General features: G+C 63.3%; 8 protein-coding genes. 2 read left to right on the forward strand and 6 right to left on the reverse strand.

Going from position 1 to position 10,314, the window contains the following annotated elements:
- Positions 1-15 precede the first annotated feature (15 nt).
- From FEF26_RS01310 to FEF26_RS01335, 6 genes are read right to left on the reverse strand one after another with little or no spacing between them, the layout of a single operon-like run.
- Entirely contained in the window at positions 16-780 is a 765-nt protein-coding gene (locus tag FEF26_RS01310) for a FadR/GntR family transcriptional regulator (RefSeq protein ID WP_138251729.1), read from the reverse strand.
- Positions 780-2,573: a dipeptide ABC transporter ATP-binding protein gene (locus FEF26_RS01315; protein WP_138251730.1), complete on the reverse strand. Its 1,794-nt coding sequence runs from the start codon at positions 2,571-2,573 to the stop codon at positions 780-782. The genes FEF26_RS01310 and FEF26_RS01315 overlap by 1 nt, the downstream gene beginning before the upstream one ends.
- Positions 2,570-3,460, reverse strand: a complete 891-nt coding sequence (locus FEF26_RS01320; protein WP_138251731.1) for an ABC transporter permease — start codon at positions 3,458-3,460, stop codon at positions 2,570-2,572. Before FEF26_RS01320 ends, FEF26_RS01315 begins: the two co-directional genes overlap by 4 nt.
- Positions 3,457-4,401, reverse strand: coding sequence for an ABC transporter permease (locus FEF26_RS01325; RefSeq protein WP_138251732.1), 945 nt, complete (start codon positions 4,399-4,401; stop codon positions 3,457-3,459). Before FEF26_RS01325 ends, FEF26_RS01320 begins: the two co-directional genes overlap by 4 nt.
- 40 nt (positions 4,402-4,441) lie before the next feature.
- On the reverse strand, positions 4,442-5,968 hold the full coding sequence (locus FEF26_RS01330) for an ABC transporter substrate-binding protein (protein WP_138251733.1): 1,527 nt from the start codon (positions 5,966-5,968) through the stop codon (positions 4,442-4,444).
- A gap of 36 nt (positions 5,969-6,004) precedes the next feature.
- Complete coding sequence (locus FEF26_RS01335) at positions 6,005-7,414, reverse strand: amidase (protein WP_166432864.1); 1,410 nt, start codon at positions 7,412-7,414, stop codon at positions 6,005-6,007.
- 176 nt (positions 7,415-7,590) lie between these two features.
- Between FEF26_RS01335 and FEF26_RS01340 the strand changes: the two genes are divergently transcribed.
- Together FEF26_RS01340 and FEF26_RS01345 are read left to right on the forward strand one after the other, a co-directional pair.
- On the forward strand, positions 7,591-9,879 hold the full coding sequence (locus FEF26_RS01340; protein ID WP_138251735.1) for a beta-glucosidase family protein: 2,289 nt from the start codon (positions 7,591-7,593) through the stop codon (positions 9,877-9,879).
- Between the two features lie 74 nt (positions 9,880-9,953).
- Positions 9,954-10,314 (forward strand): alcohol dehydrogenase catalytic domain-containing protein (locus FEF26_RS01345; RefSeq protein ID WP_166432865.1); only part of this gene is annotated, 361 nt, incomplete at its 3' end.

Genomic DNA, 10,314 nt, shown 5'->3' on the forward strand with positions numbered 1-10,314 from the left:
CGAGCCGCTTGTCGCTCAGCCGACAAGCGGCTCGAGGGTGGCGCGCTCGGCTTCGGTGAGACTGTCGCGGTAGAACCGATAGATGTTCTCCGTCGCAGTGCGCCGAGCACCTGCCGCATCACCATCGCGAATCCGCTCAGCTAGTCCGGCAGCGTCTTGGGCGGACTGCCCGAGGCGGCCTCGGCGAGCCAGCCCATGAGTCTCGTCGTCGAGGCGCTGGCGTGCGATTTCGGTGAGCGCGCCGTCGACCGCCTGGCCGGTCGCCTGGAGGAGCTGATTACTGCTGGCCAAACGAATCGCATGATGGAATGCGGAGAGCACCCGGCCGAATTCTTCGACAGCATCTGCTGAGTCACTGGCCGCTAATTCGGCGAGGTCTGCGGCTCGGGACTCAATCTCGTCTTTGGTCTCGTCGCTGCAGAGTGCGGCGGCCAGCAGAGCTGATTGGCCCTCCAGGAGCAGTCTGAACTGAATGAGCTCCGCCCGACTGGTGCCTTCCTGGTGGGCCATCCGGGCAAGTGGGCGCTGCAGGGTCTTAGGTGAAAAGGGGATCACTTCTGATCCGCGTGGATCGCCGGCATGCGGCTCAACGACACCCGTGGCGTGCAGTACGCGCATGGCTTCGCGCACCGTGGAGCGGGAGACGGAGAAGGTCTCCATCAGTCGGCGCTCACCCGGCAGGCGGTCACCGGCGGAGAGCTCCCCATCGCGGATTCTGGCTTCGATCTGCTCCACAATCAGCTCATATGAGTTGACCTTCTTGATGGGTTCGAAGTTCATCACGCGACATTATCCTTCATGCGCGGAATAGCCGCAGCCAGTTCTGCGGTGTACGGGTGCTTCGGTGTGTCAAAGACGGCGTCTGCGGGTCCGCATTCGACGATGCGCCCAGCATTCATCACAGCGACGATGTCACAGCTGTGCCGCACAACCTTCAGATCGTGGGAGACGAAGACCATGGTGAGGTCATACTCATCGACCAGGTCATCGAGAAGATTGAGCACCTGCGCCCGGACGGAGACGTCCAAGGCGGAGACGGCCTCGTCCGCGATGAGGATCTTGGGTCGCGTGACCAGGGCGCGCGCAATCGCGATGCGCTGCCGTTGGCCGCCGGAGAATTCATGCGGATACTTCTCCGCCGCACCCTGCGGAAGCCCCACCTGTTCGAGCAGTTCCTTCGCACGCCGGAGCCGTTCGGCCCTTCCAGCGTTCCAGAGCGGCTCGGTGATGATGTCCACCACTGTCATTCGTGGGTCAAGGGACCCCATGGGGTCTTGGAAGACGATCTGCATGCTCTGCCGCAGCCAGCGGAGTCTGCGTTCGCGTTGGCCTGAGATTGCTTGATCGTTGACGCGCACTGAGCCGCTGCTCGGCTCATCAAGGGCGGTGAGCAGGCGCAGGAGGGTGGATTTTCCGCAGCCAGACTCCCCGACTATCCCGAACCGCTGACCCGCCGCGACGTCGAAGCTGACTCCGCGCAGCGCCTCGACCACTCGGCCGCGGCCGAGAAACCCTGCTTTGCCGTAGCTGCGCGTGAGGTCGCGGACTTCCAGCACCGGTGACTCTGCCTGGTTGAACACCGGGGCGCTGCCGTCCTCAGCAATCGCGAGGTGCGCAGCAGCAGCAGGTGAGCCCGCTTCCGCGGAGCTGCTGATGGACAGCCGGTCCTCTGCAGGTCTGTGTTGATTCTGCGCTGCGGCATCAACAGTGTCGGGCGTCAGCAGCCGCCCGGAACTGTGATCAGTCCGCAGAGCTGAAGCGGCAAGCAGAGCGCGGGTATACGGATGTTCAGGTCGGGTAAAGACCTGGTCGATCGGACCGGTCTCGATGATGCGGCCGTGGCGCATAATGATCACCCGGTCACACACCTCAGACACCACGCCGAGGTCATGGGTGATGAACAGCAGTGAGGATCCGGCACGCTCAACCTGCTCCGCCATGAGAGTCAGCACCTGTTTTTGGACGGTGACATCGAGAGCGGTGGTGGGCTCATCAGCCAGCAGCAGCTCCGGACCGTTCGCCATGGCCATGGCGAGCATGACTCGCTGGCGCTGACCGCCGGACATCTGGTGCGGGTAAACCCTCGCGGCGCGGGCCGGCTCCGGGATGCGCACCGAATCCAAGAGGTCGAGGACTCTGTCCTCAACGGTGGCGTTGGGTTGGTCTGCAGGAAGGCTTGCGGACTGAGCCCGCCGGTGAAGCTTGATGACCTCGGCGACCTGATCTCCGACCCGCATCAGCGGGTTGAGCGCGGTCATCGGCTCCTGGAAGACCATGGACATCCTGTTGCCGCGCACCGAGGAGAACGCATTCTCGTCGGCGTTGAGCAGATCCAGGTCATCCGAAGCGGTCTCTGGGCTGCTGGTGTCACCGTGCAGGGTGAGGCTGCCTGTGGCGCTGAGCCCGTCGCCCAGCAGACCCATCAGGGACAGGCAGGTGAGTGATTTCCCCGAACCGGATTCGCCGATCAGACCCACTCGCTCTCCCCGGTCGATAGCGAAGTCGATGCCGTGGACTATGCGTCCGGAACCGGCGCTGATGTCGAGATTCTCTGCTGTGAGCAGGCGGCTCATCTGGTCCTCTCCATGCGTGGATCGAATCTGTCGCGTAGCCCGTCGCCGAGCAGGTTGAAGCCCAGCACCGTGATCGCTACTGCCATGCCGGGCCACAGCACTGTCAGTGGGGCGATGTTCAGGACGGACTGCGCGTCTTGGAGCATCCGGCCCCAGGACGGGGTGGGAGGTGGTGTGCCCAGTCCCAGGAAACTCAGGGCAGCCTCGGCCAGAACCGCGATCGCAAAACCGACCGTGGCCTGCACGATGATGATGCCCCGGATGTTCGGCAGGACATGCCGCAGCGCCAGGTAGATGGAGCCTCGCCCGGCAGCTCTGGCGGCGAGCGCATAGTCACGGCTGAGCACCTGAAGGGTCCCGGAGCGCACTACGCGCGCAACACCTGGTGCCAGTCCCAAGCCAAGGGCGATGACTGCGGTGCCGGTGGAGACGCCGAAGACTGCGGCAAGAATAATCGCCAGCAGCAGGGCTGGGAATGCCTGCGCAATGTCATTTCCGCGCATCATCCACAGTCCGGCCCCGCGCTCTGTCAGGGCGGCGGCTATCCCGTACGGCACCCCGATGAGGAAACCAACGCATACCGTGCCCAGGCCCACCAGCAGCGGCACCCTGGAACCGGCGAGCACCATCGAGGCGATGTCCCGGCCGAGCCCGTCGGTGCCGAGCCAGTGTTCGGCGCTGGGCCCCTCCAATCGGTTGGTTGCACCGGTGGCGGTGGGGTCCTGCGGGGTCCACACCAGTGAGACCAGGGCCATCAGGACCACCAGTCCGACAAGAGTGCCGCCGGCGATGATCAGGCCGGTTCCAGCCCTCCGGCGCCGCGGGGGACGCTGTGCGGGTTGTGGTGTTTCGCCGGTTGTGGAAGATGCAGTCTCTGGGGTGCTCATGTGGCGCTCCTAAGTCGCGGGTCGATCACCGGGCGCAGCAGATCGACCAGCAGGTTGACCAGCAGCACGAGAACGACGACGCACATCACGATCGACTGCACCATGATGAGATCGCGGTTGCCGACTGCGCGGACCAGGTTGGAGCCGAGTCCCGGGACCACGAAGACGGTCTCGATGACGACGGCGCCGATGATCAGGTTCGCGAATTCGATGCTGGTGACGGTGATCAGCGGGACCATGGCATTGCGCAGGCCGTGGCGCAGCAGTGCTGTGCCGGGTTTCATCCCTTTGGCTCGGGCGGTGCGCATGAAGTCTTCACGCATCACCTCCAGCACCGCGGCCCGGGTGTAGCGGGCCAGGATTGCGCCGTTGACCAGACCCAGTGCCAGCGCGGGCAGTGCGATGTGTCGCAGGAAGTCAGCTCCGGCGGCAGGTGGTGCCCAGCCTCCGGATGGAAACCAGCTCAGCGTGACGGCGAAGACCCCGATGAGCAGGAGTCCGGCGAGGAAGTTGGGCACCGATATGCCGAGCTGGCTGACCGCTGAGAACAGCGTGCCATCCGGCTTGTTCTGCCGGACCGCGGCGAGCAGACCCAGCGGAAGGGCAATCACCAGGGCGACGAGGATTCCGCCCGCGACGAGGAGCAGCGACACCTGCAGCGCGTCCAGCACCTGGGGGGCTACAGGTGCCCGAGAAGCATAGGAGATTCCCATGTCCCCGGTGAAGAAACCTGTAACCCACTCCATGTACTGAACGGGCAGGGGCCGGTCCACACCCAACTGTTCACGCAGGGCCTGCACCTGATCTTCTGTGGCGTCGAGGCCGAGCTGAGCTCTGGCCGGATCTCCCGGCAGCACACTCAGCAGGAAGAACACCACAAGGGATGCCACCCACACCGTCAGGAGGAACACTCCCAGACGCCGCACTATCATCAGTGCCATGCCCTATGCCTTTCTCGGCTCTGTTGTCGCGGCTGCACGATCATTCGGTGACTGTCACTCCGGAGAAGTCGAAGCCGGCTCCAAGGTCATTCTGCGGAAGGCCGTCGACGCCGGTTCTGGAGATGACGATGTTCGGCGGGTTGTAGAGCCAGATGCCGGGGACGTCCTCGACGATCTGCTCTGTGGCAGCGAGCATGGCGGCGCTGTGTTCGTCGTCGTCAGTGGCTGACTCGGCGTCGTCGAAGTGCTCTCTGACCTCTTCGGAGTCGTAGCCCCAGTAGTGATCCGGGTTGCCGTAGTTGACCATGTTTCGGTTCTCCACGTGGTTGACCACGGTCAGATCGAAGTTGCGATCTGTCATGCTCTCCTCGATCCACACAGCGGGGAACTCTTGGCTTTCGATCGTGACCTCAACTCCGATATCGGAGAGGTTATCCTGAATCACCTGAGCTGCGGCTTCCGCATACGGGCGGTTCGGGATGGTGAACGTCAGGGACAGATCGTCGTATCCCGCATCCTCCAGGGCCTGTTCAGCAGCCTCCGGGTCGTAGGCGTAGGTTCCGGAGAAGTCCTCGTAGTAGGGATCGGTCGGAACTGATGGGGCGCCGAGTTCGGTGCCGTAGCCGCTGGTGGATGCTGCCAGAACGGATTCCTTGTCGATGGCCATGGAAATGGCTTGGCGCACCTCGACCTCGGAGAGGCCCTCGCTGTCGCTGTTGAGGGTCACCACTACCACGCCTTGGCTGTCGCCCAGCTGCACGGTGAATTCATCGTCTTCGAAGGAGTCCACCTGGTCGTAGGCCTCAGCCCGGACCAAGGCGTCGACTCCGCCGGTCCGCAGTGCGTTGGCTGCGGAGTTCGCGTCGTCGTAGTAGAGCAGTGAGAGTTCGGCCACGTCGGGCTGCTCACCCCAGTAGTCCGCATTGCGGCTGAAGCTCATCTCGACGGCGTTCTCATAGGACTCGAAGACGAACGGGCCTGTGCCGTTGGCCTCAGTTGCCAGGTCATCGACGCTGTCTGGATCGAACATCGCGCCCTCGGGGCCGGTAAGCCAGAACAGCACGTCGTAGTCGGGCTCGGAGAGATGCAGTGTCACGGTGTGCTCGTCCACGACTTCGACGCTCTCCAGGGCCTCGAGGTTTTCTGGAGCGTTCGCGGTCCACTCATCCAGCCGCTCCAGTGAGAACTCGACGTTCTCGGCGGTGAACTCCGAGCCGTCATGGAAGGTCACGCCTTCCTGGAGGTCGAATGTGTACTCCAGTCCGTCTTCGCTGATGTCCCAGCTTTCGGCGAGCAGCGGTTCGATCGTTCCGTCGTCACCCAGGCGCACCAGACCCTCATAGGTGTTGTAGAGCAGGGCTTCAAAGATGGCTGCGCCGCCGGTGCTGGTGAAGTCCAGGTTGGCGGGCACAGCCGCGAAGCCCACAGCGAGGCTGGCGTCGGAATTTCCAGTCTCTTCCGTTCCGGCTTCTTCCGCGGGTGCAGTATCACCTGCCCCGCATGAGGCCAGGGTCAGGGTGCTGATTGCCAGCGCGGCAGTCAGGGCTTGCGGGCGAGTGATTCTCATTGTGTTGCCTTCCACTGTGATTTCGGAGTCAGCGATTTAGTGTGCCACCGGTGCGGTGATCTGCGGCCAGGGGCGGATGGCGTCGTCGGGACGCTCTGCTTCGAAAAAGTCAGCCGCGGCCAGCGCGGTGATGTCCTGATGGCGTCCGGCAGCGATCTGCAGTCCGATGGGGCTGCCGGACTGGGTGAAGCCGCCGTTGACGCTGGCGGCCGGCATACCCGAGAAGTTGTAGCCCACACAGAAGTGGATGTGGGACATCGGGTCATTGACGTCGTTCGACGGCATGGGCCACTCAGCGGGGAACGCGGCGTCGGGAGAGACCGGGGAGAGGATGATGTCAACGTCCTGGGTCGCGGTGAGCACCGCACGGGCCAGGCTGATCTGGGCATCGTGGGCTTCCAGGGCCTGCTCGGCGGTGATGGAGGCAGCCCCGCTGCACCATTCTTCGATGAACGGCAGCATCTTAGCCCGCTGTTCGGCATTCATGTTCTGGTACTTCCGGTAGTGTCCAGCTCGCCAGAATCTGTCGATGAGGTCCACGGTTCCCGGCCGCAGATAGGGCGGAATGTCCACAACTTCGGCCCCCGCGGCGGCGAAGACCTCCGCTGCCCGGACCACTACGGCCGCAACCTCAGGATTGACCGGAGCGCCGTCACCGACGTCCAGCACAACTCCGACACGCAGTTTCGCAATGTTGAGGTCAAGGTTGGACCAGTCGGTGTTGTCTTTCGGCAGCGACCAGGGATCAGCGGGGTGGTCGCCGGAGACCACAGCCATGGTGCGGGCAAGATCACGGACCCGGCGGCCCATGGGCCCGATGGTGCGCCCTGGATAGGGTGGATCCACAGGAATCCGAGCATAGGTGGGTTTGAATCCGGCGATTCCGCACCAGCTGGCCGGAAGCCGGACTGAGCCGCCGATGTCGGAGCCGATGTTCACTGGGGCGTAGCCGGCGGCCGAGGCCGCGCCGGCTCCGGCCGAGGACCCACCGGGACTCCACTCCGGGTTCCACGGATTCCTGGTGGTGGGGTGCAGCGAGGAAACCCCGGAGGACAACATGCCAAGCTCTGGCATCGTGGTCCGGCCGAGGAAGCACGCCCCGGAGCCCAAAATGCGCTCAGCCACCGGAGAGTTGTGCTCAGCCGGAGCCAGCACGGTCGTAGCAGAGCCCCAGGGCGTAGGGCGGCCGGCAATCTGCTGATTCTCTTTCAGAGTGACTGGGATCCCGTCGAGGGGGCTGAGCGGTTCGCCCTTGGCCCAGCGGGTCCTGGCGGCTTCAGCGGACACCAGAGCCGCGTCGTCGTATCTGTCGTACATCGCATGGATGACGGGTTCCGCTTCATCCATACGAGCCAGGCAAGCTGTTACTACGTCGACGGGGTCTACCTCACCTGCGGCATAGCCGGCGGCGAGTTGGGACGCATCGAGGTCAGGCAGATCGTGCACACAGACCCTTTCGGTTGAGAGAAACAATAGTGCTTGGTCCCTACCCTGGGCCCTTCGTGTTTCGAGTCTTTACTCGAAAGTTTACGATCGTGTTACTGGTCAGACCAGTAGTAGAAAGTGGCAGCGGCTGGCCTTAGGGTTCGGCACATACCCCGTGATCAAGCTAAGAAGGAACTATGACCCCTCATGCCAAGGGTGAGCCGCCTACTGGGCGCCCGCAGCCTCCCGTTCGCACCCTAGAAGACAAGGCGCACCTCGTCACGGGGTCTGGTTTTTGGCAGGCAGGGCTGCCGGACGGTCCACAGGTCATCCTGACCGACGGTCCCCATGGATTGCGCAAGCAGGGGGCAGAATCCGACCACCTGGGAGCGGCTCGCAGCGTGCCGGCCACCTGCTTCCCGCCGGCAGCAGCCCTGGGGTCGTCCTTCGACACCGCGTTGGCCGAGCGTGTGGGCCAGGCGCTGGGCACAGAAGCCGCAGCCCAGGACGTCGCAGTCCTGCTGGGACCAGGCATGAACATCAAGAGATCACCCCTGTGTGGTCGCAACTTCGAGTACTTCTCCGAAGATCCTCAGCACACCGCAGCTCTGGCCGGCGCCATGGTGCGCGGAATTCAGTCCACCGGCACGTCGGCTTGCCTGAAGCACTTCGCGGCCAATAATCAGGAATACGACCGCATGCGAGTCTCGGCGGAGGTCGATGAGAGAACCCTGCGCGAAATCTATCTGCGCGCTTTCGAAGACGTGGTGAGGTTCACCCAGCCGGAATGGGTGATGTCCTCCTACAACAAGATCAACGGTGTCTACGCCTCGGAGAATCATTGGCTGCTGACCGAGGTGCTCCGCGATGAGTGGGGTTTCGAGGGGCTTGTGGTTTCCGACTGGTACGCCGTGGCCGACCGGGTGGAGGCACTGAAGGCCGGATTGGACCTTGAGATGCCGACTACTGGTGACCGAAGCCCGGATCGGGTGATCGCTGCAGTGGCAAATGGGGAACTGGACGAGGAGATCCTCAACCGTTGTGCCGCCCGCCTGGAGAACTACCTCTCTTCGCGTCCGACCGGGCGTGGGTTCCAGTTCGGCGAACTCCAGCAGATTGAACATCATCAATTGGCCAAAGAGGCAGCGCTGAAATCTGTGGTGCTGCTGAAGAACGAAGATCACGCGCTCCCACTTGAGGCGTCCGCATCTGTCGCGGTGATCGGGGAGTTTGCTCGTTCACCCCGGTATCAGGGGGCCGGAAGCTCACGCGTCAACCCGACGGTGGTGGACCCTGCTTTGGCTCACATCGAGGAAATCTGCACTGGTCTGGTGTCTTTCGCCCCTGGTTTTACCACCTCGGCGGAGCCGGATGGCCCTGAGCTGCTGGCCGAGGCGGTGGAGACCGCCGCACAGGCCGATGCGGTCGTCGTCTTTCTGGGGCTTCCGGAGGCTGCGGAGTCGGAAGGCTATGACCGGGAGCACCTGAACCTGCCGGAGCGTCAGCTTCGCGTCTTGCAGGCGGTCCGGGAAGTGCACTCGCGAGTGGTTGTGGTGCTCTCTGCCGGCGGAGTGGTGACACTTCCCTTCTATGCCGACGTTGCGGCGATTCTGGACGGTGGGCTTCTGGGTCAGGCGGGAGGTTCTGCCACGGCAGACCTGCTCTTCGGCAAGCAGAGCCACTCCGGGCGGCTTACCGAGACGATCCCTCACCGGCTGGAGGATGTTCCCAGCTACCTGCACTTTCCAGGTGATCAGGGTCGAGTCTCCTACGGGGAGGGCCTCTATGTCGGCTACCGAGGGTTCGATGCACAGAAAACCGATGTCCTGCTGCCGTTCGGACACGGGCTCAGCTATACGAGCTTCGACTACACGTCTCTGGAGGTGGCGGAGACCGATACTGGCGTGGAAGTGAAGGTCCAGGTGACCAACACGGGCCCACGGCAGGGGCGCGAGGTGGTTCAGGTGTATGTGGGAAAGCCCGATTCTTCAGTTGCCCGTGCTCCTCAGGAGCTCAAAGGGTTCGCCTCGGTGGAGCTTGAACCCGGTGAGACCACAACTGCTGTTGTTGATGTGCGCCGCCAGGAGCTGGCCTATTGGAACATTGCAAGGCACGGTTGGGTCATCGAGAGCGGGACCTACGTGGTCAAGGTAGGAGCCTCGAGCCGGGATATTCGAGTCCAGAGGCAGCTGTGGATCGAGGGGGAGAACGCCATCGGCCCGCTGACCGGTGAGTCAACACTCGGTGATGCTCTTGCCCATCCGGCAGTGGGAGATGATGTGCACAATAACCTGATGGTTTCGGCCAATAATAAGCACTCCAGTTCGCTCTTCAGCGCCGAGGGGCTGATCCGCATGATGTCTTCGTTTCCACTCAACAGGCTGCCGCTCTTCCCCAAATCAGGCATGACCGACGACGACGTCGAGAGCATCATTGCCCGCACTCAGCCCTCCGGGACGCCGAACCCACAGCCGAAGACTCAGTAGTCACACGCTCGTACCATCACAAACCCCGCGCCACTCCTTTGCGGGGTATCCGGCTGGGGTGCTAGACATAAATCATGCGAGCTATCGGAGTCACCCAGTACGGAGGGCCTGAGGCCCTGCACGAGATTGACGTTCCGGCGGAGGAGCTTACCGCCGGGCATGTGCGGATTAAGGTCTCCCACGCTGCCGTGAATCCGACAGACACAGTGCTCCGTGCGGGAATGCGCAGCGGCACAGAACGCGCCTCCGGACCCGGAGACGTGCCAGGTATGGACATCGCAGGTATCGTCACAGAGCTCGGTGAGGGCGCTGATCTGGCTGTCGGAGATGCAGTGGTCGGCATCGTGCTGCCCTCGGGAACCCATGGGGGGGTTATAGGCAGAAATGTGTGTATGGCCCGGGCGTGTCAGGGGCTGCCGGCCCAGCCTTTCCTGG

Source organism: Nesterenkonia salmonea (assembly GCF_005771525.1).
GTDB lineage: Bacteria > Actinomycetota > Actinomycetes > Actinomycetales > Micrococcaceae > Nesterenkonia > Nesterenkonia salmonea.

Coding starts and splice junctions, on each gene's coding strand:
- FEF26_RS01310 (WP_138251729.1), bottom strand. CDS start 780: ATGAACTTCGAACCCATCAAGAAGGTCAACTCATATGAGCTGATTGTG.
- FEF26_RS01315 (WP_138251730.1), bottom strand. CDS start 2,573: ATGAGCCGCCTGCTCACAGCAGAGAATCTCGACATCAGCGCCGGTTCC.
- FEF26_RS01320 (WP_138251731.1), bottom strand. CDS start 3,460: ATGAGCACCCCAGAGACTGCATCTTCCACAACCGGCGAAACACCACAA.
- FEF26_RS01325 (WP_138251732.1), bottom strand. CDS start 4,401: ATGGCACTGATGATAGTGCGGCGTCTGGGAGTGTTCCTCCTGACGGTG.
- FEF26_RS01330 (WP_138251733.1), bottom strand. CDS start 5,968: ATGAGAATCACTCGCCCGCAAGCCCTGACTGCCGCGCTGGCAATCAGC.
- FEF26_RS01340 (WP_138251735.1), top strand. CDS start 7,591: ATGACCCCTCATGCCAAGGGTGAGCCGCCTACTGGGCGCCCGCAGCCT.